This is a genomic window from Actinomadura sp. NEAU-AAG7 (assembly GCF_018603865.1).
In the GTDB taxonomy this organism is placed as follows: Bacteria; Actinomycetota; Actinomycetes; order Streptosporangiales; family Streptosporangiaceae; genus Spirillospora; species Spirillospora litoris.
Window position 1 is genome coordinate 458,533 of record NZ_JAHFZY010000006.1, and the last position, 21,884, is coordinate 480,416.

Genomic DNA, 21,884 nt, shown 5'->3' on the forward strand with positions numbered 1-21,884 from the left:
GGCGTCGGCCTCCCCGCGCGATGACCGGCCGGGCGGACGCGGCGCCGACCGCCGGTGTTACCGTCCGCGCCATGGAGGACGCCGGAGGGCGCGGGGCCCTCGGGAGCGCGGAGGGCGACTCGCTGCGCTGGACGAGCGGTTGGCGGCGCGGTGTCCTGGCGGCCGGGATGTTCGTCTATCCGGCCGTCACGGCGGTCGGGGTCGCGCAGTATTCGCATGGCGCCGCGGCCGTCGCGGGATATTCGATCGTGTTCGCGTTCTGCTGCTGTTATGCGCTCGCGGCGTATTCGTTCACGCGGGGATCCAGAAGCCGGATGTGGGCTTTTCTCGGAGCGATGGTGGTGCTGGCCGCGGGCGCGTTCCCGTTCGCGCGCAACGTCGCCGCCTATCTGGGCGCGGTCGTGGTGTCGTTCACGGTCGTCGCGCTGAAACGGCACGTTCCGCTGATCACCGGGGCGGGCGCGCTCGCCGCGCTGGTGGTGCCGTGGGCGGTGCGGCCCTGGCACCAGGGTCCGGGCTGGCTGGAGGCGCTGATGATCGTCTTCACGGCGCTGACCGTCCACGCGTTCCTGGAGATGGCGAGCGCCAACCTCGCGCTGGTGGAGGCGCGCGCCGAGGTCGCCCGGCTGGCCTCCGAGGCCGAACGGGCCCGGATCGCCCGCGACCTGCACGACCTGCTCGGCCACTCGCTCACGGTGATCACGGTCAAGAGCAACCTCGCGCGCCGGATGGCCGCGAACGACCCCGCGCGCTCGCTGGAGGAGATCACCGAGGTCGAGCGCCTCTCGCGGCAGGCGCTCGCCGACGTGCGCGCGGCGGTGTCGGGCTACCGGAACGTGACGCTGGCGGGCGAGTTGGCGCGCGGCCGCGAGCTGCTGCGGGCCTCCGGCGTCGTCGCCGACCTGCCCACCGCCGCCGACGTGGTGGACGCCGAGCACCGCGAGCTGTTCGGCTGGATCGTCCGCGAGGGGCTGACCAACGTCGTCCGGCACGCGCGCGCCACCCGCTGCACGGTCACGCTGACGGCGACGCGGGTGGAGATCCGCGACGACGGGTCCGGCGGGCCGTCCGCCCTCCTGCCCTCCTCGTCCGGGCACGGGCTGACCGGCCTGCGCGAACGCGTCGCGGCCGCGGGCGGCACGCTGGAGGCCGGGCCCGCCCTCGACGCGGAGAGCCCGGACGGCGCGCCCGGCTGGCGGCTGCGCGTTACGCTCGGCCCGGCGCACGGGGACGGCCGGGAGGGCGGGGACGGGGCATGACGATCCGGCTGCTGCTCGCCGACGACCAGGAGCTGATCCGCACCGCGCTCGCGGCCCTGCTGGGCCTGGAGGAGGATTTCGAGGTCGTCGCGTCGGTCGGGCGGGGCGACGAGGTGGCGGACGCCGTCCGCGCGCACCGTCCCGACGTGGCGCTCCTGGACATCGAGATGCCAGGGCTGGACGGCCTGGCCGCCGCGGCCGTGCTCGCCGCGCGGGCGCCGCGGGTCCGCGTGGTGATCCTCACGACCTTCGGCCGCGCGGGCTACCTGCGGCGGGCGATGGAGGCCGGGGCGGTCAGGTTCGTGGTGAAGGACGCCCCGGCCGAGGCGCTCGCCGACGCGATCCGCCGGGTGGCGGCGGGCGAGCGGGTCGTCGATCCCGCGCTGGCCGCGGCGACCCTCGCGGTGGGCGAGTCGCCGCTGACCGGGCGCGAGCGCGACGTGCTGAACGTGGCGCGCGGCGGGGCGGCCGTCGCCGAGATCGCGTCCCGGCTGCACCTGTCGGAGGGCACGGTCCGCAACTACCTGTCGGCCGCGATCACCAAGACCGCGACCCGCAACCGCATGGAGGCGGTGCGGGTCGCCGACGAGCGCGGCTGGCTCTGAGCGGTCGGCGCGCGTCAGCGCGGGGACGTGTCGCCCAGCGACTCCAGGAGCCCCCGCAGCAGCCCCGCCAGGCGGTCGCGGTCGGCCGGGTCCAGGGCCTCCAGCAGCCGCGCCTCGTTGGCGGTGTGCAGCCCGACCACCTGGTCGACCAAAGACAGCCCGCGCGAGGTCAGCCGGATCCGGACCGAGCGGCGGTCGTCGGCGTCGCGGACCCGCTCGACCAGCCCCTTCGCCTCCAGCCGGTCGATCCGGTTGGTGATCGCCCCGGAGGTGACCATCGCGGCCTTCAGCAGCGCCCCCGCCGTCAGCTCGTAGGGCTCGCCCGAGCGGCGCAGCGTGGCCAGGACGTCGAACTCCCAGGTCTCCAGGCCCTGCCCGGCGAAGAAGTCCTTCAGCTCCCGGTGCAGGACGAGCTGGAGCCGGGCGACGCGGCCGATGATGCCCATCGGCCACACGTCCAGGTCGGGCCGCTCACGTCCCCACTGGGCCAGGATCTCGTCCACCGCGTCCGCCATCGGCTACCTCCGGTATCTCAACATTGAGATTATCAACCGGCGCCAACCGACGGGCTAAGACAACGGCGAGCGGGCCGAGAGCGCCCGGTCCAGGAGGGCGGTCAGCGCGGTCGCCGCCGCCAGCCCGGCGCCGATCCAGGTGACGGAGGTGATCGAGGCGCCCGCGTCGAGGGCGGCCCCGGCGAACGCGGGGACGAGGCTGATGCCGAGCTGGAACGCCGAGACCGTGGTGGCCCCGGCGAGCGTCGGCGCCTCGGACGCGATGCCGAACACCCGCCCGTAGATGGCCGGGTTCAGCACGAACCCGGCGACCCCGAGCAGCAGGACGAGCGGGACGGCCGCGACCGCGCGCCCGGCGAGCGCCCCCAGCAGGGCGGAGCAGACCAGGATCCCGACCGCCCCGGCCAGCAGCGCGTGGGAGGGCCGCCGGTCGGAGATCCTGCCGCCGATCGACAGGCCGGCGAACGCGCCGACGCCGAACAGCGTGAGGACCGCGGGCACCCAGACCCCGGGAAGGCCGGTGACGTCGGTCAGCAGCACCGCGAGGTAGTTGAACGTGATCATGTAGGAGGCGGTGCTCAGGATCGTGGCGGCGAACACGACCCAGAGCCGCGGGCGCCGCATCGTGCGCAGCTCGCGCCGCACGCTGGGCTCGGTGCCCGTGCTCGTCGCGGGCAGCGTCAGCAGGGTCAGGGCCGCGCCGACCGCGGTGAGGGCGACCACGCCCCAGAACCCGCCCCGCCATCCGGTGAAGTAGCTGAGCAGCGCGCCCGCCGGGCCACCGGCGATCATCGCCAGGCTCAGGCCGCTGACGACGACCCCGGAGGCCCGCGCGGTGCGGTCGGCCGGGACGAGGCCGATCGCGGTGACCGCCGCGACCGCCCAGAACCCCGCGTAGGCGAGCCCGCAGACGAACCGGGTGCCCAGCAGCACCGCGTAGCTGGGGGTGAGCAGCCCGACGGTGACGGAGACGGCGAAGACGGCCTGGGCGGCCACCAGCGTCGTCCGCCGCGGCCAGCGCAACGTCATGATCGCCAACGGCGGGCCGCCGATGACGACGGCGACGGCGAACGCCGAGATCAGCGCGCCCGCCGAGGACAGCGACACCTCCATGTCGTCCGCGATCGCCGGGAGGACCCCGGCCAGCAGGAACTCCGCGCTGCCCATCGCGAACAGGCAGAACGCGAGCAGGTAGACGCCGAGCGGCAGCCTCCCGCGCGCGACCGTCCGCTTCTCGTACGCGGTCTCGGCGCTCATCGGCATGGGGAACTCCTCGCTGGGGGGCGGTGCGCCGCACGGGCGCCGGAGGCGGAGCGCCTCCGGCCCCGATGGTGCGGATCCCGGCGGGGAATCGACAACTTCTGTTGCCATTCCTGGGACAGGCCGGGCCAGCGCGGCGCCCTCAGGACAGGGCGACCAGGTCGGCGTAGCCGGAGTTCCAGTGGTCCTCGACGCCGTCGGGCAGCAGGAGCACGCGGCCGGGACGCAGCGCCTCGACCGCCTCCTCGTCGTGCGTGACCATCACGACCGCACCCCGGTACCCGCCGACCGCCGCGAGGACCTCCGCGCGGGACGCGGGGTCGAGGTTGTTGGTCGGCTCGTCCAGCAGCAGGGTGCCGCGCTCGCCGAACAGGACGCGCGCCAGCTCCACCCGGCGCCGCTGCCCGCCCGACAGCGAACCGATCGGCCGGGCGAGCGCGCCGGCGGGCAGGCCCAGACCCGCGGCGATCCGCGCGGCCTCGGCCTCGGCGGCGTACCCGCCGCACGCCTGGAACTCGGCCTCGGCGCGGACGTAGCGGCGCATCGCCCGCTCGCCGCCCTCGCCGAGCGCGGCCTCGGCGGCCCGCAGCGCGCGGACGGCCTCGTCCATGCCCCGGGCGGACAGGACGCGGTCCTGGACGGAGACGGACGGGGCGGCCGCCGCCGGGTCCTGCGGCAGGTACCCGACGGGGCCGGTGCGCGTGACGGTCCCGGCGGCGGGCGCGACCTCGCCCGCCAGGACGCGCATGAGGGTGCTCTTCCCGGCGCCGTTACGGCCGACCAGGCCGATGCGGACGCCGGGGGCGATGTGGGCGGTGACGTCCGCCAGCAGGAGGCGGGGGCCGACGCGCACGTCGACGCCACGGAAGGCAAGCATGGGATGACGCTCCGGAAAGGCTCAGGGACACACGTGTGGCGTGGAGGCCTGTGCCTGAGCTAGGAGATCCGGGGCGTGGGCATGTCATCGAGTCTGCCACATCCGCCCGAACGCACGTCTCACGCCGGGGTGGCGGCCGCCGGCCGGACGCGCAGGCCGGGCGCCAGCGCGAAGGTGACCGCGACGGACGCGGCGGCCATCACCGTGATCGCCGTCGACGGCGACGTCCACTCCGCCACGGCGCCCGCGAGCGCCGCCCCAACGCCCTGCATGGCGAGCATGCCGGAGGAGTGCAGGCCGAGCGCGTGCCCGCTCAACTCGTCCGGGGTGAGGGCCATCAGCCGGTCCTGGAGCAGCAGCGTCGCCGAGTACCCGAACGCGCCGACGGCGACCGCCGCGAGCGCGAACGGCAGCGCCGGCTCCAGGGCGAAGACCAGGAACGGCGCGGCGAGCAGCAGCCGCAGCGGGGCGTCGAGCCTGGCCCGCCACCGCGGCGGGACGAACCGCCCGGTCAGCGTGTCCCCCGCCAGCATGCCGACCGCGCCGAACGCGAACAGCGTGCCCGCGTGCTCGGGGTCGTAGGGGACGAACAGGGACTCGCAGCCGACGATCAGCCCGTTGGGCACCCACAGCGCGAGGTAGACGTAGCGGCGCGGCCGCGACGACCACAACCGCGCGTTGTTGCGCCAGGTCTCGGTCGCCGACGCCCGGCCGGACGCGCGCGGCGGACGGCGCGTCAGCCCGAACCGGGCGACCGCCGCCGCCCCCGCGTACAGGACCGCGCCGGTCAGCAGCGTCCCGCGCGCCGACAGCGCGGCCACCAGGGCGCCGCCGAGCGCGAATCCGACGATCTGCATCGTTCCGGCCGACATGTTCAGCACCGAGCGGCCGAGCAGGTAGCCGTCCCGTTCGAGCACCTCGTTGAGCAGGCCGTAGCGCACGCCGCCGCCCAGCGAGGCCGCCATGCCGAGGCCGAGGATCAGCGCGAACACCCCCCACACCGGCATCCCCGGGACCGCCTGTGCCGCGGTGCCGAGACCGAACAGCAGGCCCAGCCCGGCCAGCGCCGCGCGCGGGGGCAGCCGGTCGGCCGCCGACAGCAGCGTGGTCGCGCCGATGAGCTGGGCGAGCGGCTGCCCGAACATCGCCAGCGAGGACAGCAGCGGCGACCCGGTCCGGTCGTAGACCATGGTGCCGAGGGCCAGGCCGCTCACCGTCTGCGCCGCGACCTGCGCGGCCGACGTCAGTAACAGCGGGGTGAACTCCGGGGTCCGGAAGAGTTCCGAGTACGTGCGCATTCCGGGAGTCTCCGGGGCGGGGCGGACCAGCCGGTAAAGTTTCGCAGGGGGGCGAAACATGGGGTTGTGGGAGATCAATACCGACACGCTCGCGGGCAGCCGGTTCGTGGTGTCCCCGCTGGCCGAGACGATCGCGACGCTGAAGGCTCTGGAACGTGCCACCGCGGCGCATCCGGCCGAGCGCGCGTGGCTCGATCTGCACCTGCCCGCCTACCGGGAGCGGCTGGCCGGTGATCCGCTGACCGCGCTGACCGTCCGGGCGGCGCTCGGCGCGACCTGGAACGCCGACTACCTCACTCCCCCGCCCGTCCACGAGGGCGAGGCGAGCTTCGCCGAGGAGCTGCGGCCCATCCGCGAGACTCCGCCGGACGAGGCGCGCGAGCACCTGACGGTCTCGCTCGGCGGCCCGCTGCCGCCCGAGCTGCACCGCGACGACCTACCCGAACGTACCGCCGGAATCCTGGAATGGGTGTGGACGCACACCGTCCTGCCCTCCTGGCCCCGGCGGCGCCGGATCATCGAGGCCGACGTCCTGGCGCGCACCGCGCAGCTCAGCCGCGACGGCTGGGCCGGGGCCCTGGACGGCCTGCGCCCCGGCATGCGCTGGCTCGGCGAGAGCCGCCTCCAGGTCAACACCCACGACTACCCGCCGCGCTCCGTGTCGGGGGCCCGGCTGATGTTCGTCCCGGTCACGCACCGGTACGCCTGGGTCGCCTGGGACGCGTCATGGCGCCACCTCGCGGTCGTCTACCCGTGCTCGGGCACCCTGGCCGAGGCGGAGGGCCCGGTGCCCGAGGCGCTCGGCCGACTGCTCGGCGCGGGACGCGCGGGCGTCCTCATCCTGCTCGACACCCCCAAGAGCACGACGCAACTCGTCGCGCTGACCGGCCAGGGCCTCGGGTCGGTGGGCCGCCACCTGCGGGTGCTGCTGGACGCGCGCCTGGTCGCACGGCGGCGGACGGGCCGCTCGGTGCTCTACTACCGCACGGCCGCCGGGGACGTCCTGGTCACGGCCCAGCAGGACGGCTGAACACCCCTCGATTCGCTGGCCGTGGTCACTTCATCGGCTCACGGGGGTTTCCCGTTCCACGCGTGACAGCTTCTCGGGGTTGCGGACGTGGTAGGCGCCGGTGACGTAGCCGTCCTCCAGGCGCACCGCCACCACGCCGTCGACCTTTCCATCGACGCGGACGAGCAGGCCCGGGCCCCCGTTGATCTGGACGAGCTCGACCGACCTCTCGGCGTCGCGCCTCCACCAGCCGACGGCCAGGAGGCGCGCGACGTTGCCGGCACCCACGACGGGGCGCAACAGGGCGTGTTTGACTCCGCCTCCGTCGCTGAGGGCGACGACGTCAGGTGCGAGGATGTCGAGCAGATCTTGCAGGTCGCCGGTTTCGACCGCCCGCTGGAACGCCTGGAGCGCGGTCCGGGTCTCGGCCGGGGAGGCGACGCCGCGGGGACGGCGGGCGGCGACGTGGGCGCGGGCGCGGTAGGCGATCTGGCGGACCGCGGCGAGGCTCTTGCCGACGGCCTCGGCGATCTCCTCGTATTCGAGACCGAACACCTCGCGCAGCACGAACACCGCTCGTTCGGTCGGCTGGAGCGTCTCCAGGACCAGCAGCATCGCCATCGAGACACTGTCGGCGAGCTCGACGTCCTCGGCCACGTCGGGCGTGGTCAGCAGCGGTTCGGGCAGCCAGGGGCCGACGTAGGACTCCTTGCGCCGGCCGAGCGCGCGCAGCCGGTCGAGCGACATTCGGGTGACGATCCGCACGAGGTAGGCCCGCCGCTCCCGGACGGCGTCCAGATCGACCTCCACCCACCGCAGCCAGCTCTCCTGGAGGACGTCCTCGGCGTCGGTCGCCGAGCCGAGCATCTCGTAGGCGACGGTGAACAGCAGGTTGCGGTGCGCGACGAACGCCTCGGTGGCCGCGTCCATGCGGTCGGCACCGTCGTACGGCCCGGCCGCGCCCGTGGATCGTTCGCCGCGCTCGTCCATGCCCGACTCCTGTTCGTTCGTACCCCCTGCGTCACGCACTAGACGTCGGCCCTCCCCGCTTCATAACACCGGTGCCCGGTGGCCTACGTCACACGACCACGCTGTTACGGCGCCGGGGGTGGCGGCGTCTCGTGTTCGGCAGGACGCCCTGAGTTGAACCTGAGAGAAGGAAGACCATGCCCGCACTCCCCCCGGCCGAGCAGAAGGACCTGCGGTCGCGCATGCCGGAGCCCATCCAGTTCCTCCCCGAATTGGTCGAGATCGCAGGACCCCTGCACAAGGTCATTCAGAACGGCGTTGTTCCACGGGCCACCGTCAGCCTGATGCAGCTCCGCGCGGGACAGATCCTGGGCAGCACGTACCTCACCATTCGTGAAACCGCCAACCTCCGTGAGATCGGGGAACCGGAGGAGCGCATCACCGCCGTGGCGACCTGGCAGGACGCCACGTACTACACCGCCGCCGAACGAATCGCGCTCGAACTCGTGGAGGCGGTCCTCACGCCGTCCCCGTCCGGGGAGCGCGTCCCCGACGAACTGCACGCCAAGGCGGCCGAGCACTACGACGACAAGGCGCTCTGGACGCTCATCATGGCGATCGCCCACATCGGCTTCTTCACCTCCGCGGCGCTCATCGCCAAACCGATCCCCGGCATGCCTCCCGGTCAGAACTACAGCGTCCAAGAAGGGCAACGGCAATGAGCAGATTCGCAGTGGCGGGAGCGACCGGCCGGCTGGGACGCCACGTCGTCGACGTCCTCACCGAACGAGGGCACCAGACCGTTCCGATGTCCAGGGCCACCGGCGTGGACATCGTCACCGGCGAGGGCCTCGCCGAGGCGCTCACGGGGGCCGAGGTCATCATCGAGGTCGCCTCGTGGCACGCCTCCGACCAGGAGGCCGCCACGGAGTTCTTCACCACGTCGGCCTCCAACCTGCACGAGTACGGCGGGAAGGCGGGGGTCGCACGGATCGTCGTGGCGTCCATCATCGGTGCCGACAGGGCGACCGCCGGGTTCGTCGCCGCCAAGAAGGCGCACGAGGAACTCCTCCTGTCCGGCCCGCTCCCTGTCCGCATCCTCCGGGCCGCGCAGTTCCACGAATTCGTCGGGCAGTTCCTGGACTGGAGGCAGGGCGAGGTCGCCTACGTCCCGGCGCTGCCCACCCAACTCGTGGCCTGCCGCGCCGTGGCCGAGGAACTGGTCGACCTGGCGCTTGAGCCGGGAGCGCCCGCTCCCGGTGCGCCTATCCCCGAGATCGCCGGGCCCCGCACGGAGACCATGGCGGAAGCGGCGGCGCTCCTCGGCGCCCGCCGGGGCGTGAAGGTCGTCAGTGTCGACGGCTCGGGCATGCCCGACGCCGAGATCGCCGCCGAGGGCGGGTTCCTGCCCGGCCCGCACGCCGTCCTCGCCGGCCCCACCTTCCAGGAGTGGCTCGACACCCAGCCCTGACCCGGCCGCATCATGGCCCGGCCTCGTTCCCGGAGCTCCAACGGCACCGAGAACGAGGGCCATCCCCCGACGACCTCACCTCGAAAAGAGACCCGTTCATGCCCGTCACCACGATCGACGCCACGACCGCGCTCGTCCTCATCGATCTGCAGAACGCCATCGTCGCCCGTCCCGCCGCACCCCTCACCGGCGCCGAGGTGGTGGCCCGTGCGGTCGAACTGGCCGACGCCTTCCGCGCTCGCAAGGCCCCGGTCGTCCTGGTCCGGGTCACGGCGCGGGCGGACGGATCGGATGCCGCTCCGGGACGCACCGAGACTCCGCGCCCGCCCGGCCCCCTGCCCGCGGGCTGGGACGTCATCGTCGAAGACCTCGCCGGCCACCCCGACGACATCACCGTGACCAAGCGCTCCTTCGGCGCGTTCTACGGCACCGATCTCGACCTGCAACTGCGCCGCCGCGGCGTCACCCAGGTCGTGCTGGCCGGGATCGCCACCAGCATCGGCGTGGAGTCCACCGCCCGCGCCGCCTACGAACACGGCTACAACGTCACGCTGGTGACCGACGCCATGACCGACCTGCACGCGGAGGCGCATCGCAACAGCACCGAACGGATCTTCCCGCTCCTCGGTGAGAGCGCCACCACCGCCGAGGTCATCGACCTGCTGGCCAAGACCCGCGCCTGACGCCGCGCGGCGCCGACCGTCCCAGAGACCACCAAGGAGCGATCCCATGTCAACGTCGGCCCGGCCGCGTTCTCCGGCTCACACGGAGCACACCCCGATTCCCCGGTTCTTCGGCCTGCTGAAGGCGACCACGCTGTTCCTGGCCACCGCGCTGCTGACGCAGGCGATCACCGCCGGCCTGCTCCTGTCGAACGAGGGTCCCCGCGATTTGCACCACACCACCGCCGCCGTCGTCTCGTTCGCGATGGTCCTCCAGTTCGTCGCCGCGCTTCTGGTGTGGCGGGTGGGTCACGGCTCGGCGCGCTACCTGGTCGTCACCGTGTCGATGGTCCTGCTGATCAGCGTCCAGTTCATCGTCGGCGCCGGCGGCGACGTCGCGGTCCACGTGCCCCTCGGGGTGGCGCTGTTCGGCGCGGGCGCCGTCCTGGTGGCACGGGTGTGGGGGCCCCGCGCGGCCGACTGACCTGGGGATCCCGAAACATCTGGCCCGCCCTTGCCGCCGGCCCCGCAACCGGTAACGGTTCCGAGGCCGGCCAAGGCGGGCTTGCCCCTTTTGGCCGAGATCGTGAGCGTGGTTCGGGGCCGGCGGGCTCGATCAGCCGATCGCCGGCGCGAGGTATTCCAGCGTGAATCCGTCGCCGGACGGGGCCACGCGGGCGATGCCGGGTGAATCGAGGTGGGCGCCGGCCACGAAATGGTTCGGCCGGGTCAGTTGTTCGAGGAGGGCCGCCCGCGCGGCGCGGGCCTGGGGCTGGTCGCCGTCGAGTTCCCAGGACACCTTCGGCTGGTCGAACTGGAGTGTCGGAACGTGCACGGTGTCGCCCCAGGCGAGAAGGCGGCCGGTGCTGCTCCTGACCTCGTAGACCGTGTGACCGGGCGTGTGGCCCGGCGTCGGGACCGCGGTCGTCCAGTCGTTGATCGCGATCTGCTCCGACACGGGTACGACCCGGTCGCGGAGCGGCGCGAGCCGTCCCGTGAACACCGAGGTGTCGGCCGCGCCGATCCACACCCGTTCGAGTTCGCTGAACGCCTCTGAGCCGTCCGGCGCGATCAGACCGCTCACGTGGTCCTCGTGCCTGTGGGTGATGGCGACATCGGTGATCTGCGCGCGGTCGATGCCCGCTTCGTCGAGCGCGTCGTAGATCAATCCCATGGTGGGGTCGTGCCAGACGTTGGACGCGCCGGTGTCGATGAGAACCGACCGCGTGCCGTCGGTGACGAAGAAGGCGTTGACCGACAACCGCAGGTTGTCGCCGGCCAGCGGGACGGCCGCCGGCAGCTCGTCGAGCGTGTGCCCGTCCTCGTCGCGGAGCCGGGTCGGCGGCATGTCGATGTACCCGTCCCGCAGCGAGACCACCCGCAGGTCGCCGAAGTCGAACGTGGCATGGTGCCGGCCACTTGAGATCAAACGCATGGAACCCTCCGTCATCCTGGGCGCACAGAGTGCATCTCCGATAGAAGACTCTATCTTCTTTAGAAGAAACACTACACTGCGGGCTGCGAGGTACCCGGCGATCAAGGAGCACGGTGGTCGAGCAGGACGGAAACGCGGCCGAACCGCAGCAGGGCGACGACCTGGCCGGCGCGTTCGGCGGCAACGTGCGGCGGCGCCGCGAGGAGGCGGGCCTGACGCTGGAGCAGCTGTCCACGCGGTCGTCGGTCAGCCGGGCGATGCTGTCCAAGGTCGAGCGCGGTGAGAAGAGCCCGACGATCGGCGTCGCGTCCAGGATCGCGCACGCGCTCGGCGCGTCGCTCTCGGACCTGGTCGGCGCTCCGGCCGCCGCGTCCGGGGTGGCCGTGGTCATGCGCAAGAGCGAACGCCCCGTCTTCCGTGATCCGGAGACCGGCTTCGAGCGGCACATGGTGTCAGCGGCCCCGGGCGCGGGAGGCGCCGAGATGGTCGTCCACTACCTCCCCGCGCAGGTCTCCACCGGGCTGCTGCCCGCGTATCCCCCCGGTACGGAGAAGCAGATCGTGGTGCTCGACGGCACCCTCACCGTCGCGATCGGCGGGATCAGCGAGACCCTGGACGCGGGCGACTCCCTGTTCTTCCAGGCCCACGCGGACCACGGCTTCGCCAACCGAACGAACGCCCCCTGCGAATACATCATGGTCATCTCCCGCAGGACCTGATCGACCGCGGCCGGGCCATGGCGCGTCCGGCCTGGCACGTCTCGCCAGGTGGGCGGGTGGCGGCAATCGCTCACATTCGGGCATGCGGTGATTTAAGTGTCGAAACCGCCAAACGGGGCATCGCGCCGCTCGGAGGTGAGTACGTTATGGAGGGCCGCCCCGTTTGGAATTCTCACGTTGGAGGTCCCATGCCTGAGGGCAGCGTCACCTCGTCCCGGGCCGGGCGGCGGATGCGCGCCGACGCGCGCCGCAACCGCGACCGGATTCTCGGCGCGGCCGTCTCGGCCGTCGCCGAACAGGGCGCGGAGGCGTCCCTGGAGGAGATCGCCCGCCGTGCCGGCGTCGGGTCGGCGACCCTGCACCGGCACTTCTCGTCCCGGCAGGCGCTGCTCGACGCCGTCTTCCAGGACACCGCCGAGGACCTGTGCACCGCCGCCCGCGATCTCGCCGCCGGCCCCGAACCGGCGGACGCGCTGGACGCGTGGCTGCGCGCGGTCGCCCGCCACGCCGCCTCCAGCCGGGGCCTGGCCGCCTCGCTGATGTCCGGCGGCCACGACGCGTGCGGCGCCTCCGTGCACGACAAGATCGTGCGGGCGGGCGGGCAGGTGCTGGCCCGCGCCCGCGAGGCCGGCGCCGTCCGGGCCGACATCGTGATCATGGACTTGCTCATGCTCGTCACCGGCATCTGCCTGATCACCGAGCGGCGGCCGGACGGTGCCGCCGAGGCCGACCGCCTGCTCGACATCGCTCTCGGCGGTATCCACCCCACCGCGACCTGACGGGAGGCGCCCCTACCGCCGCGAGATCACCCGGTCGTCGGCCGCTTCCCCCGCCTCCGTGCCGGCGGTGTGATCGCGGCGCGGGAGCAGCAGCGGCGTGGCCAGGAGGAGGACACCGGCGGCCGCGATCGCCGTCCTGGGACTGGTCAGCGCGGCCAGCAGGCCCCACAGGGCGGTCAGGGCCGCGATCGCGGCGCTGCTGCTGACCGACCACGCGGTCAGGGTCCGGGCGACCCGGCCGGGGGCGGTGTGGTCGAGCCTGCTGGTCGCCACCACCGGGTTGAACAGCCCGCAGCAGGTCACCAGGCCGAACTGGACGACCATGACGAGCACGATCCCGGGGACGCCGGGGCCGACGAACACCAGCCCGACCGGCCAGCACGCGCGCAGCGTCCCGGCGGCGAGCAGCACCGGGTGCCGTCCGAACCGCGCCACGAGCCGGTGCGCCAGGCGCGCGCCGATGAGGCCGCCGACGCAGGGCACCGCGAACGCCAGGCCGTACTCCCAGGGCGAGAACCCGAGCCGTCCCAGCATGAGCACGGCCATCAGCGGCTCGGTCGCCATGATGAGGCCGTTGGCCAGGACGGTGTTGAACAGCAGCGGGCGCAGCACCGGGTGCCTCAGGATGTGCCGCCACCCTTCGACGAGGTCACCGGCGCGCAGGCGGGGTCCCCCGCCGCGCTCCGGACGCGGCTCGCCGCCGCCGACGGCGCGCAGGCCGAGCGCGGAGAGCAGGTAGCTCACCGCGTCGGCGACCACGGTCGCCACCGGGCCGAAGACCCCGATCGCGGCGCCGCCGAGCGGCGGTCCGACCACGGTCGCGCTCCAGGTCGTGGACTCGAACCGGCCGTTCGCGATCAGCAGGTCCCCCGGTGGCACGAGCGCCTTCAGGTACGCGCCGCAGGCCGCCTTGAAGGCGATGTCGGCCGCCGCGACAACGACCGAGACGGCCAAGAGTTGGACGAATCCGAGCCGACCGAGCGCGAACGCGGCGGGGACGCTCATCAACGCCGTGAACCGGACCAGGTCCATCGCGATCATGACGGGCCGTTTGCGGTGGAACTCCACCCACGGGCCGAGCGGCACCGCGACCACCGCGCCGACCGCCCGTCCGGCGGCCGCGAGGGCCGCCACCTGGGTCGGCCCGGAGTCCAGCACGAGCACCGCGATCAGCGGGAACGCACCGAACCCGAACCCCGTCCCGTAGGCGCTGACCGCGTAGGCCCCCCAGAGCCAACCGAACCGCCGCCCGAGCGTCCGCCCACCCGTCATGCCCGACGCACCTCGCACCGATCCGAACCCCCCAGACACCGACCACCGGCATCCAAGCGAGTGGCGGGCCCCGAGATCAAACAACCGATCGCCCCCCTCGGCACAACCGATGGTTGTACCCCTAGGATGGACGGCGTGGATCTCGATGCCGTGCGCGCCTTCGTGGCCGTCGCCGACGCGGGACGGTTCCAGGACGCCGCCGCCGAACTGTCGATCACCCAGCAGGGCGTCTCCAAGCGCGTCGCCACGCTGGAGAAGGCCCTCGCCGTGCGGCTGTTCACCCGCGCCGCGCGCGGGGCGACGCTCACGATCGACGGCCAGGCGTTCCTCCCCCACGCGCGTGAACTCCTGCGGGCCGAGGAGCGGGCCGTCGCGTCCGTCCGCCCCGGGCGCCGGGCACTGCGCGTGGACGTGATCGGGCGGCGGCTCGCCCCCGCCGGGCTGCTGCGCGACTTCCACCGCGCGCACCCCGGGATCGAGCTCGACGTCGTGACGCTCTTCGACGCCGACGCGGCCGTCGACGCGGTCCGCTCCGGGACGATCGACGCGTCCTTCCGCGCCGTCACCATGCCCGGACGGCACCTCCCGGACGGCATCGGCGCCGTCCGGGTCTCCGACGAGCCGATCCAGGTGCTGACCGGGCCGTCCCACGAGTTCGCCGCCGCCCGCTCGATCGCGCCCGCGAGGCTCGCCGGGCACCGGATCTGGATGCCCGGCATCGTCCCCGGCACCGAGTGGGCCGCCTACTACGACGACCTCGCCGCCGCGTTCGGGCTGACCATCGAGATCACCGGTCCCGACTTCGGCACCGAGCCGCTGCTGGACACCATCGCCGACTCCCGGTCGCTGGCGACCTTCGTCGGCGAGCGGACGCGCCTGGTCTGGCCCGCCGACCACGGCCTGCGGCGCGTCGACCTGCGGGATCCGACACCGGTCTACCCGCACTCGCTGATCTGGCGGCGCGACAACCCGCACCCGGCCCTCGCGGTGCTGCGCGACCACCTGCGCTCCGGGAGGTCCGCCGCCCACGACGGCGAGGTCTGGACACCGTCATGGGCGGCCGACGAAGCGCCGTAGCCAGGACGCCTCCGCGGCCTGGCCTGGGAGTTCGTCCGGGGCCGCCGGGGTGGGGAGGCGGTCTGCGGCGGAGGAGCGCGGGAGGCCGAGCTTGCCGGTCCCGCCGCGACGGTCAGGGCGTGAAGTCGGCGGAGCGCCACGGCATCTCCTGGAGCACCCAGGTGTTGCCGTCGGGGTCCGCGAACGGCACGAACAGCATGGCGCCCTCGTGCTCGTCGACCTCACCCACCTCGACCCCCTTCGCGGCGAGCTCGGCGCGGGTGGCGCGCGCGTCGGCGACCACCAGATGCAGGCTGCGCAATGAGCCCGGCGTCATCTCCGCGATGCCCGGGAGGCCGGAGCTCAACAAGATCGAGCACGCCGACTCCGGTGGGGTCAGTTGCACGACCCGCGTTCCCGCCACGGGTTCGACGTCCACGTCGACCGCGAACCCGAGCTTGTCGGTGTAGAAGGCCTTGGCGCGGTCCACGTCGGCGACCGGCACGGGTACGAGTTCGAACTTCATCTGCGTCATCACGCACACTCCAGGTAGAGAACAGATCAGGTGGTGGGGACGAAACGCCGGTAGATCAGGTGTGTCACCCCGGCGCCGACGATCACCTCGGGGTCGCCGAAGTCGACCGGCGCCGCCCCGACGCCGTCCAGCATGCGTACACCGCCGCCGAGCACGACCGGCACGAGGTCCAGCCGCAACTCGTCCAGCAAGCCCAGGTCCAGGGCCTGGCCGACCAGGCTTCCCGGGCCGATGCCGACATCGCGCGCGCCCGCGGCCGCGACCGCCCGCCGGACCGCCGACTCGACGCCGTCGGTGACGAAGGTGAAGGGGGTGACGGTATTCACCCACCCCGCCGGTGGCCGGTGGGTCACCACGAACACGGGCACGTCCCCGATCGGATGCGACCCGCCCCATCCACCGGTCAGATCGAACTGGCCTCGGCCGACCACCAGGGCCCCGGTGCGCGCCATCGTGTCGCGCAGATAGCCCGCCGTCCCGGCCGAGGTGCGGTACGTGAGCCGGTCGGGTTGCGCCGACGGCGTCGCCACATCCCCAGCGGTGCACCACGCGAACAAGCGGTCGAAACCCGAACCGCCCGGCCCCGCGATGAACCCGTCCAGAGACACCGATGCCTGCGCGACAACCTTGCCCATCTCGCCTCCGCCGCGTCGATCATGTCGTTGTACCAGGAGAGACCACGGGCGGGCGGAGAACTCATCGGTCGCGGCCAGATGTGATCCGCCAGGGGTTCCAAGAGCCTCTCCGAGCTCACCACCCCAGCAGGTCCAACCCCAACCGACTCGGCGGCGACAGCGCCTTCGTCTCCCTCACCGCGCCTCGCGCCGCACGCCAGGAGGCAATCCATGATCGGGGGCACGCTCAGCGCTGACCGGCTTCTCTTGCCACGCGCTCAAGCCGATCCCGGTAGTCCTCCCACCAAGCCTTGTCGCCGGACGCCATGCTGTCTTTGCCGACGCTCAACCCGGCGGCTCCGTCGATCAGTTCCCGGACGATGTCGGCGTGACCGGCATGCCGATCGGTCTCAGCGATCAGGTGCACCAGGATCCGGTGCAGCGTCACCTCACTCCGCCCGGCCGGCCAATGCGGCACTTGACCGACCGCGTCCAGCGCCAACGCGTCGATCGTGGTGTCAGAGTGCATCCACGCCCGGCGATACAGTCCGATGATCTGATCGCGGGACTCATCGGCCGTCGCCCACATGTCCGCGTTGATTTCGGCGTCCTCGGCGAACCAGGGCATAGCCTCACCGGACGGCCGACCGAAGGTATCGCCGAAGTAGACCAACTCCATGCTGGCCACATGCTTGACCAGCCCCAACAGGTTGGTGCCGGTCGGTGTGACCGGACGACGGATGTCGTACTCCGAGAGCCCCTCGATCTTCCACACCAAGGCGTCACGTCCAGCCTGCAAATAATGCCGAAGGTCTGCCTTGGGATCCGGTCCGGTCATGCCGGGCAGTCTGTCATCTCACACCGACAGCCTGGCGAGCCACGGCCACACGCCTCCGGGGGCGACGGGGAGGTGATCGTTACTGCATATTCGCGATAACGTGCCACTTGATCCCGTCGTCGACCGAATACCTGATCGCGTCGTCCACGTCTCGGCGGCGCATCCTCGGGCTCCTGCTGGTCAGTCGCCGCCGCCGCGCGGACGCCGGTGGTCTGGTCCAAGACGTCGTCGTCATCGGGCATCTGCGTCGCCCGGGTGGATCGTCGAGGCCATCAGCCGATCCACCCGGGTGCGGGCCTGGCCGCCTTGTACAGGACACCAGCCATCCCGCCCAGACCCCGGCTTGCGCCCGACAGATCGTCAGTGCCCAGAACCAAGATCATCGTTCTGAGGCGGCTTCTTACCTCGGCAGGCGGCGCGGATGTCGGCGATCAGTTCGTCGTCGCTGCGCTCGGGAGGCGGAGGAGGCGACGCGCGGAACTCGCGGAAGAGCCTCGCCATTATCCGTTCGATCGCCCCCTCGTTTCGGCGGTCGCAGGGCGGGGTGTGCGGGGACTCGCTCATGGATGCGTCAACTTCGGATCAGGTCCTGGCCCCCGTCGCTGCGGAAGGGGGAATCGCGTCGCAGGAGGAAACGGAGGGTGGCCAGCGCGCGCGAGGTCTGGCTGCGCACCGTGGCCGGAGCGCAACCGAGGACGTCCGCGATCTCACGCACGCTGAGTTGTTCCCAGAAACGCAGCACAATGGTCGCGCGCTGCCGGTGGGCGAGCCTGTCCAACGCGGACAGCAATGGCTGGTGGTCGAAAGGGTGCTGATCACAGGGCGCGGGTTCGGGGTCGCGGTCCGCGAGCACCTCCCGCGTCCAGCGGGCGGCCCGGCGTTCACTGATGTAGATGTGGACCATGACCGTGCGTGTGAAACCGGTCAGCTTTTCGCGGTTGTCCAGGCGCGGCCACTGGAGGAACACCTTGACCAGGGTCTTCTGAGTCAGGTCGTCGGCCTCGAACCAGTCGCCGCAGAGTAAGAACGCCCTCCGTCGCAGCTCGGGTCTGACCTGTTTGACGTAGGTGGAGAAGCCATCGTCGAAGTCTCGGTCCACGGAGCACATCCAAAGATCTTGGCCGCCGATGCAGCGAACGGCGGCGGGCGATGCGTGTAGACGGTGCGGCCGGTCAACGGTTTCCTTGACGGGTAGCCGAAAGCTACTGATGTCCCGGCGGCGCGACCATCGTGGAAAACCCCTATCCCGTGCATCCCAGAACGAGATCCGAGCCAACAGCAGATCCGATTCCTGGAGGTCGACCAACCGATGCGCTCCATCCTGCTCACAGCCGCCACCGCCGTGGCCGCGACCAGCGCTCTCCTCGCCCAGCCCGCGGCGAGCGCGGCGCCGTCGCCGTCGTCCGGCGCGGCCTCGTCCCCCGTCCGGCACTGCGTCGTCCACCTGACCGAATCCGGTCGCGTGAGCTGCTATGCCACCTTTACCGAGGCCATCAGTGACGCCACCAACGGTAAAATCGCCAACGCTCCGCGTAACGCACGATCCGCCGTGGCCGACAAGGGCTTCAACGGTCGCTTGAACGCCCTCGCGAAGACGAACCGGCGGTCAGCCGCAATAGCCTCGACCGTTATCGAGATCTCCTTCGAGCACGCGGACTTCAAGGGGAATTCACTGACGTGGGAGACGTCCGCCGGCTGTGACAACTCCAGCGACGTGGACTGGCAGGCGGCCAACGTCAGCGGATGGTGGAACGACCGGATCTCCTCGTTCCGGAACTACGCCGACTGCCAGAGCAACCACTGGGAGGACATCAATTTCCAGGGCTCCAGCACCGGCTACCGGAACACCACCTCCTACATCGGCGACGCCATGAACGACAGAACGTCCTCGATCAAATGGATCTGATCGGCTTCTTTGAAGCCGGCCGTGCCGGATGACCTCGGCGCGGAGCCATGGCGAACGCCATGGCTCCGCGCCTTTGGATCACAGTTCATTCCACCGGGGGGATGGGAGTGTGGTCGGTATCGGCGCGTAGGAGGGTTTCGAGAAGACGGTGGTATCTGAGGGCGGTGGCGAAGTCGGGGGCGGCTTGCCGGCCCTCGCGAATGGCAAGCCCTCAACTCCTAGTCGGCCAGGTCCGGCAGTTCCTGCTGGCGGCATGTGGCGTTCGGGAAGACCGCGACCTGCCCGGACGGCAGGACGCACGCGGCCAGCCTCGGCACCGGGCGGGTCGCCGCGCCGTCGGTCTCGTCGTGCAGCCGGGCCTCCCCCTCCCGCAGGAACCCCTGCCGGAACAGCGTCGCGCAGGCGTCGAGCACATCGCCGATCGCGGTGGACCCGACGCCCTCACCGGCGGGGACCGCCTTGGCGACCTCGCTGTAGAAGCCGTTGTCGTCCCATTTGCTGGTGCTGTAGCAGCGGATGATGTTCCGCTGCGCGGCGGGCTCCTTGTGGGCGACGAAGGCGAAGGCGCCGGTGGTGCCGAGCGCGACGGCGCCGGCGAGCGGCACCGCGACCGCCGTCCGGCGCCGCCACGACCAGGGACGGCGGGTGATCGCCCGGGTCAGCAGTTCGGCGCGGGCGGCGCGCCGGCGCGGCGGCATCGGCCTCGCCGGTGGAAGAGGGGTCTCGTCCAGGGGCTCGTTCATCGCAGTCTGTTCTCCTGAATGCCGTCGAGGGCGTCGTCGGGAAGCATCTGGCGCAGCCGCGACCTGGCCCGCGCGAGTCTGGACTTGACCGTGCCGACCGGCACCTCCAGCACGACGGCGACGTCGGCGTAGGACAGGCCCGCCCAGGCGACCAGCGACAGCACCTCGCGCTCGGCCGCCGGAAGGCGCTCGAACCCGTCCCGGATCCGCCGCATGGTGCGCTCGTCGTCGAGCCGGGCGGCGAGATCCTCCTCGATGCCGGGTTCGGCGGTGGGCGCGGCGGCGGGCCGCAGCCGCGCCATGAGCCGCCGCTGCCGCCGGCTCATCCGGTCGGCGTTGCGCAGCAGGTTGTTGGCGACCGCCAGCAGCCACGGCAGCACCGACTCGCCGGTCATCGCGACCGCGCGGCGCCGCCGCCACGCCTGGAGGAACACCAGCGAGGTGAGGTCCTCGGCCACGCCCCAGTCGGCGGTGCGGCGGAAGCAGTGGTTGTAGACCGCGTCCGAGTGGCGCTCGAACAACGCGCCGAACGCGTCGGCGTCACCGTCAGCCGCGGCGGACCACAGCGCCGCGTCGGTGCGCGGCCGGTCGTGTGCGCTCCCGAACCCGGGACTGTCGACGGAGATGTTCACACCCCCCTATGTCCGCCTACAGCCCCAAGGTTCCGCCTATGCGCGGTGGAGGCGGGTGTCCGGATGGGGTCACCGCCCGGGCGGCGCCGAGCGCGCCCACTCCCCCGCGTGGTCCTGGACGAAGTCGGCGAAGGACCGGGGTGGACGGCCGGTCAGGTCGAGCACCGCCGTGCTGACCAGGTCCTCCCGGCCGGCCCTGATCCCCGCGTCCACACCGGCGAGCGCGGTGGCGAACACCTCCGGGATGCCGGCGGCCTGGTAGTTCCCTGCCAGCTCGTCCACGCTGATGTGCCGCACACGGATCGGACGGCCGGTACGGGCGGTGATGATCGCCGCCGCGTCCCGGTAGCTCAGCGCCGCCGGCCCGGTGAGCAGATGGTCGCGCGGACCATCGGGGTCGAGAAGGCCGGTGAGCAGGGCGGACGCCGCGGCGGCGATGTCCCGCGCGTCGATCCAGCCCAGCCGTCCGTCACCCGCGGCGGTGCGGATCTCACCGTCCCGCCGGATGCGTTCGGCCACCGGATGCGCGCCCACGAAGTTCTGCATGAACCCGGACGGGCGCAGCACGGCCCACCCGGGCCGGGACCGTATCCGCTCGGCCAGCTCCAGCGGGCCGGGGGCGTCCGGCAGCACGATGGCGGAGCCGAGGAGCACCACGCGGCGCACGCCGAGCCGTTCCGCCTCGTCCAGGAACGGGCCGACCCGGGGCATCGGGTCCACGCTGTTCACCGGGGGCACCAGGTAGATCCGGTCCATCCCGCGCAGCGCGTCCGCATGGGTGGCGGGGTCGTCCCAGTCGAACCGGACCGCGTCGGGATCATGGGCGGACGGGTGGCGGCTCGCCACCCTGATCGGCGCTCCCGCGCGGCGCAGCACGTCCACCAGCGGTCGACCGGTCTTGCCGGTGCCACCGGTGACCAGCACGCCCGCCATCAGTGGGTCTCCGGACGCGACAGGCCGAGCAGCTCGGGCAGCGCGCCCGCCGCCGCTGCGGCGGCCAGCGGGTTCCAGTAGTCCCGGTAGCAAGTGATCAGACCGTCCTGGACGGTGACGACGCAGATGTAGTCCAGCCGGTAGGGCTCGCCGGTGCGCACCGTGCGCCCGTCGGCCGCGAACTCCACCACGATGGTGTCGGGACGCCCGGTGCGATGCACGGTGATCGCCGGTATCGCCCGCACGTCCATCCGGTCCGGGTATCCGGACAGGTAGGCGCGGACCTCCTCCCGTCCGGCCAGGCGCCTCGGCGAGGCCCCCGTCGCGAACGGGAACTCGCCGACGCCGTCCCGCGCCCACAGGTCGGCGACGGCGTCCATGTCCTTGGCCAGCAGCAGGTCCAGCAGCAGCCGGAACGTCTCCTCGGGAGTGCGTGACACGTGGTCCTCCGGTGGTCGGCGGATGATGACCAGGCCAGACTGGACGCGTGACCGCCG

26 protein-coding genes are annotated in these 21,884 nt (G+C 72.3%); 11 read left to right on the forward strand and 15 right to left on the reverse strand.

Annotated features, from left to right (window positions below; all coding sequences use genetic code 11):
• The first annotated feature begins 71 nt into the window (after positions 1-71).
• Together KLI87_RS28490 and KLI87_RS28495 are read left to right on the forward strand one after the other, a co-directional pair.
• Positions 72-1,259 carry a sensor histidine kinase gene (locus KLI87_RS28490; protein ID WP_156216485.1) on the forward strand — a complete coding sequence of 396 codons (1,188 nt, stop codon included), beginning with the start codon at positions 72-74 and terminating at the stop codon, positions 1,257-1,259.
• Positions 1,256-1,864: a response regulator gene (locus tag KLI87_RS28495; protein WP_214619398.1), complete on the forward strand. Its 609-nt coding sequence runs from the start codon at positions 1,256-1,258 to the stop codon at positions 1,862-1,864. Before KLI87_RS28490 ends, KLI87_RS28495 begins: the two co-directional genes overlap by 4 nt.
• A gap of 14 nt (positions 1,865-1,878) precedes the next feature.
• Here the strand turns inward: KLI87_RS28495 and KLI87_RS28500 are convergent, their stop codons facing one another.
• From KLI87_RS28500 to KLI87_RS28515, 4 genes are all read right to left on the reverse strand, one after another.
• A complete protein-coding gene (locus tag KLI87_RS28500) occupies positions 1,879-2,379 on the reverse strand; it encodes a MarR family winged helix-turn-helix transcriptional regulator (RefSeq protein WP_156216483.1) in 501 nt (166 codons plus the stop codon).
• A 54-nt stretch (positions 2,380-2,433) separates the two neighbouring features.
• A complete protein-coding gene (locus tag KLI87_RS28505) occupies positions 2,434-3,642 on the reverse strand; it encodes an MFS transporter (RefSeq protein ID WP_250904299.1) in 1,209 nt (402 codons plus the stop codon).
• A 139-nt stretch (positions 3,643-3,781) separates the two neighbouring features.
• Positions 3,782-4,516 (reverse strand): ATP-binding cassette domain-containing protein, encoded by a 735-nt coding sequence (locus KLI87_RS28510; RefSeq protein WP_214619399.1) that lies wholly within the window; start codon positions 4,514-4,516, stop codon positions 3,782-3,784.
• A gap of 119 nt (positions 4,517-4,635) precedes the next feature.
• Entirely contained in the window at positions 4,636-5,814 is a 1,179-nt protein-coding gene (locus tag KLI87_RS28515) for an MFS transporter (protein ID WP_214619400.1), read from the reverse strand.
• 58 nt (positions 5,815-5,872) lie between these two features.
• Here KLI87_RS28515 and KLI87_RS28520 point away from each other — a divergent pair, with 58 nt between their 5' ends.
• Positions 5,873-6,844 carry a helix-turn-helix domain-containing protein gene (locus tag KLI87_RS28520; protein WP_214619401.1) on the forward strand — a complete coding sequence of 324 codons (972 nt, stop codon included), beginning with the start codon at positions 5,873-5,875 and terminating at the stop codon, positions 6,842-6,844.
• 30 nt (positions 6,845-6,874) lie between these two features.
• Here the strand turns inward: KLI87_RS28520 and KLI87_RS28525 are convergent, their stop codons facing one another.
• Complete coding sequence (locus KLI87_RS28525) at positions 6,875-7,813, reverse strand: RNA polymerase sigma-70 factor (RefSeq protein WP_214619402.1); 939 nt, start codon at positions 7,811-7,813, stop codon at positions 6,875-6,877.
• A 221-nt stretch (positions 7,814-8,034) separates the two neighbouring features.
• Between KLI87_RS28525 and KLI87_RS28530 the strand changes: the two genes are divergently transcribed.
• From KLI87_RS28530 to KLI87_RS28545, 4 genes are all read left to right on the forward strand, one after another.
• Positions 8,035-8,514 (forward strand): carboxymuconolactone decarboxylase family protein, encoded by a 480-nt coding sequence (locus KLI87_RS28530; RefSeq protein WP_250904300.1) that lies wholly within the window; start codon positions 8,035-8,037, stop codon positions 8,512-8,514.
• A complete protein-coding gene (locus tag KLI87_RS28535; protein WP_214619404.1) occupies positions 8,511-9,263 on the forward strand; it encodes an SDR family oxidoreductase in 753 nt (250 codons plus the stop codon). The genes KLI87_RS28530 and KLI87_RS28535 overlap by 4 nt, the downstream gene beginning before the upstream one ends.
• Positions 9,264-9,361: 98 nt before the next feature.
• Positions 9,362-9,946 carry an isochorismatase family protein gene (locus KLI87_RS28540; protein WP_156216477.1) on the forward strand — a complete coding sequence of 195 codons (585 nt, stop codon included), beginning with the start codon at positions 9,362-9,364 and terminating at the stop codon, positions 9,944-9,946.
• A gap of 46 nt (positions 9,947-9,992) precedes the next feature.
• Positions 9,993-10,409: a hypothetical protein gene (locus KLI87_RS28545; protein WP_214619405.1), complete on the forward strand. Its 417-nt coding sequence runs from the start codon at positions 9,993-9,995 to the stop codon at positions 10,407-10,409.
• Between the two features lie 132 nt (positions 10,410-10,541).
• Here the strand turns inward: KLI87_RS28545 and KLI87_RS28550 are convergent, their stop codons facing one another.
• The gene (locus KLI87_RS28550; protein ID WP_214619406.1) at positions 10,542-11,360 is read right to left on the reverse strand and encodes an MBL fold metallo-hydrolase; all 819 of its coding nucleotides are present in this window, start codon (positions 11,358-11,360) and stop codon (positions 10,542-10,544) included.
• 113 nt (positions 11,361-11,473) lie between these two features.
• Here KLI87_RS28550 and KLI87_RS28555 point away from each other — a divergent pair, with 113 nt between their 5' ends.
• Positions 11,474-12,079: an XRE family transcriptional regulator gene (locus KLI87_RS28555; RefSeq protein ID WP_214619407.1), complete on the forward strand. Its 606-nt coding sequence runs from the start codon at positions 11,474-11,476 to the stop codon at positions 12,077-12,079.
• A 188-nt stretch (positions 12,080-12,267) separates the two neighbouring features.
• Complete coding sequence (locus KLI87_RS28560; RefSeq protein WP_250904301.1) at positions 12,268-12,858, forward strand: TetR/AcrR family transcriptional regulator; 591 nt, start codon at positions 12,268-12,270, stop codon at positions 12,856-12,858.
• A 12-nt stretch (positions 12,859-12,870) separates the two neighbouring features.
• On the opposite strand, the gene KLI87_RS28565 is transcribed toward KLI87_RS28560, so the two are convergent.
• Complete coding sequence (locus tag KLI87_RS28565) at positions 12,871-14,130, reverse strand: MFS transporter (RefSeq protein ID WP_214619408.1); 1,260 nt, start codon at positions 14,128-14,130, stop codon at positions 12,871-12,873.
• 126 nt (positions 14,131-14,256) lie between these two features.
• Between KLI87_RS28565 and KLI87_RS28570 the strand changes: the two genes are divergently transcribed.
• Positions 14,257-15,207, forward strand: a complete 951-nt coding sequence (locus tag KLI87_RS28570) for a LysR family transcriptional regulator (protein ID WP_156216472.1) — start codon at positions 14,257-14,259, stop codon at positions 15,205-15,207.
• Positions 15,208-15,319: 112 nt separating this feature from the next.
• On the opposite strand, the gene KLI87_RS28575 is transcribed toward KLI87_RS28570, so the two are convergent.
• The 4 genes from KLI87_RS28575 to KLI87_RS28590 all read right to left on the reverse strand — a co-directional run bounded on the left by KLI87_RS28575 (position 15,320) and on the right by KLI87_RS28590 (position 18,272).
• The gene (locus KLI87_RS28575) at positions 15,320-15,721 is read right to left on the reverse strand and encodes a VOC family protein (RefSeq protein WP_242893033.1); all 402 of its coding nucleotides are present in this window, start codon (positions 15,719-15,721) and stop codon (positions 15,320-15,322) included.
• 26 nt (positions 15,722-15,747) lie between these two features.
• Positions 15,748-16,356 (reverse strand): dihydrofolate reductase family protein, encoded by a 609-nt coding sequence (locus KLI87_RS28580; protein ID WP_214619409.1) that lies wholly within the window; start codon positions 16,354-16,356, stop codon positions 15,748-15,750.
• 226 nt (positions 16,357-16,582) lie between these two features.
• The gene (locus KLI87_RS28585) at positions 16,583-17,173 is read right to left on the reverse strand and encodes a DinB family protein (protein WP_214619410.1); all 591 of its coding nucleotides are present in this window, start codon (positions 17,171-17,173) and stop codon (positions 16,583-16,585) included.
• Between the two features lie 571 nt (positions 17,174-17,744).
• Positions 17,745-18,272, reverse strand: a complete 528-nt coding sequence (locus KLI87_RS28590; RefSeq protein ID WP_374225483.1) for an RNA polymerase sigma factor — start codon at positions 18,270-18,272, stop codon at positions 17,745-17,747.
• A 210-nt stretch (positions 18,273-18,482) separates the two neighbouring features.
• Between KLI87_RS28590 and KLI87_RS28595 the strand changes: the two genes are divergently transcribed.
• A complete protein-coding gene (locus KLI87_RS28595) occupies positions 18,483-19,079 on the forward strand; it encodes a hypothetical protein (protein ID WP_156216468.1) in 597 nt (198 codons plus the stop codon).
• 218 nt (positions 19,080-19,297) lie between these two features.
• Here the strand turns inward: KLI87_RS28595 and KLI87_RS28600 are convergent, their stop codons facing one another.
• The 4 genes from KLI87_RS28600 to KLI87_RS28615 form a co-directional block, all read right to left on the reverse strand.
• Positions 19,298-19,822, reverse strand: a complete 525-nt coding sequence (locus tag KLI87_RS28600; protein ID WP_214619411.1) for a hypothetical protein — start codon at positions 19,820-19,822, stop codon at positions 19,298-19,300.
• On the reverse strand, positions 19,819-20,454 hold the full coding sequence (locus KLI87_RS28605; protein ID WP_214619412.1) for an RNA polymerase sigma factor: 636 nt from the start codon (positions 20,452-20,454) through the stop codon (positions 19,819-19,821). Before KLI87_RS28605 ends, KLI87_RS28600 begins: the two co-directional genes overlap by 4 nt.
• A 69-nt stretch (positions 20,455-20,523) precedes the next feature.
• The gene (locus tag KLI87_RS28610; protein ID WP_214619413.1) at positions 20,524-21,387 is read right to left on the reverse strand and encodes an NAD(P)H-binding protein; all 864 of its coding nucleotides are present in this window, start codon (positions 21,385-21,387) and stop codon (positions 20,524-20,526) included.
• Positions 21,387-21,827 carry a nuclear transport factor 2 family protein gene (locus KLI87_RS28615; RefSeq protein WP_308166263.1) on the reverse strand — a complete coding sequence of 147 codons (441 nt, stop codon included), beginning with the start codon at positions 21,825-21,827 and terminating at the stop codon, positions 21,387-21,389. Before KLI87_RS28615 ends, KLI87_RS28610 begins: the two co-directional genes overlap by 1 nt.
• Positions 21,828-21,884 lie beyond the last annotated feature (57 nt).

Excerpts from the sequence above, each read along its gene's own strand:
- KLI87_RS28490 (WP_156216485.1), top strand. The coding sequence starts at position 72 with ATGGAGGACGCCGGAGGGCGCGGGGCCCTCGGGAGCGCGGAGGGCGAC.
- KLI87_RS28495 (WP_214619398.1), top strand. The coding sequence starts at position 1,256 with ATGACGATCCGGCTGCTGCTCGCCGACGACCAGGAGCTGATCCGCACC.
- KLI87_RS28500 (WP_156216483.1), bottom strand. The coding sequence starts at position 2,379 with ATGGCGGACGCGGTGGACGAGATCCTGGCCCAGTGGGGACGTGAGCGG.
- KLI87_RS28505 (WP_250904299.1), bottom strand. The coding sequence starts at position 3,642 with ATGCCGATGAGCGCCGAGACCGCGTACGAGAAGCGGACGGTCGCGCGC.
- KLI87_RS28510 (WP_214619399.1), bottom strand. The coding sequence starts at position 4,516 with ATGCTTGCCTTCCGTGGCGTCGACGTGCGCGTCGGCCCCCGCCTCCTG.
- KLI87_RS28515 (WP_214619400.1), bottom strand. The coding sequence starts at position 5,814 with ATGCGCACGTACTCGGAACTCTTCCGGACCCCGGAGTTCACCCCGCTG.
- KLI87_RS28520 (WP_214619401.1), top strand. The coding sequence starts at position 5,873 with ATGGGGTTGTGGGAGATCAATACCGACACGCTCGCGGGCAGCCGGTTC.
- KLI87_RS28525 (WP_214619402.1), bottom strand. The coding sequence starts at position 7,813 with ATGGACGAGCGCGGCGAACGATCCACGGGCGCGGCCGGGCCGTACGAC.
- KLI87_RS28530 (WP_250904300.1), top strand. The coding sequence starts at position 8,035 with ATGCCGGAGCCCATCCAGTTCCTCCCCGAATTGGTCGAGATCGCAGGA.
- KLI87_RS28535 (WP_214619404.1), top strand. The coding sequence starts at position 8,511 with ATGAGCAGATTCGCAGTGGCGGGAGCGACCGGCCGGCTGGGACGCCAC.
- KLI87_RS28540 (WP_156216477.1), top strand. The coding sequence starts at position 9,362 with ATGCCCGTCACCACGATCGACGCCACGACCGCGCTCGTCCTCATCGAT.
- KLI87_RS28545 (WP_214619405.1), top strand. The coding sequence starts at position 9,993 with ATGTCAACGTCGGCCCGGCCGCGTTCTCCGGCTCACACGGAGCACACC.
- KLI87_RS28550 (WP_214619406.1), bottom strand. The coding sequence starts at position 11,360 with ATGCGTTTGATCTCAAGTGGCCGGCACCATGCCACGTTCGACTTCGGC.
- KLI87_RS28560 (WP_250904301.1), top strand. The coding sequence starts at position 12,268 with ATGCCTGAGGGCAGCGTCACCTCGTCCCGGGCCGGGCGGCGGATGCGC.
- KLI87_RS28565 (WP_214619408.1), bottom strand. The coding sequence starts at position 14,130 with ATGACGGGTGGGCGGACGCTCGGGCGGCGGTTCGGTTGGCTCTGGGGG.
- KLI87_RS28570 (WP_156216472.1), top strand. The coding sequence starts at position 14,257 with ATGGACGGCGTGGATCTCGATGCCGTGCGCGCCTTCGTGGCCGTCGCC.
- KLI87_RS28575 (WP_242893033.1), bottom strand. The coding sequence starts at position 15,721 with ATGACGCAGATGAAGTTCGAACTCGTACCCGTGCCGGTCGCCGACGTG.
- KLI87_RS28580 (WP_214619409.1), bottom strand. The coding sequence starts at position 16,356 with ATGGGCAAGGTTGTCGCGCAGGCATCGGTGTCTCTGGACGGGTTCATC.
- KLI87_RS28585 (WP_214619410.1), bottom strand. The coding sequence starts at position 17,173 with ATGACCGGACCGGATCCCAAGGCAGACCTTCGGCATTATTTGCAGGCT.
- KLI87_RS28595 (WP_156216468.1), top strand. The coding sequence starts at position 18,483 with ATGCGCTCCATCCTGCTCACAGCCGCCACCGCCGTGGCCGCGACCAGC.
- KLI87_RS28600 (WP_214619411.1), bottom strand. The coding sequence starts at position 19,822 with ATGAACGAGCCCCTGGACGAGACCCCTCTTCCACCGGCGAGGCCGATG.
- KLI87_RS28610 (WP_214619413.1), bottom strand. The coding sequence starts at position 21,387 with ATGGCGGGCGTGCTGGTCACCGGTGGCACCGGCAAGACCGGTCGACCG.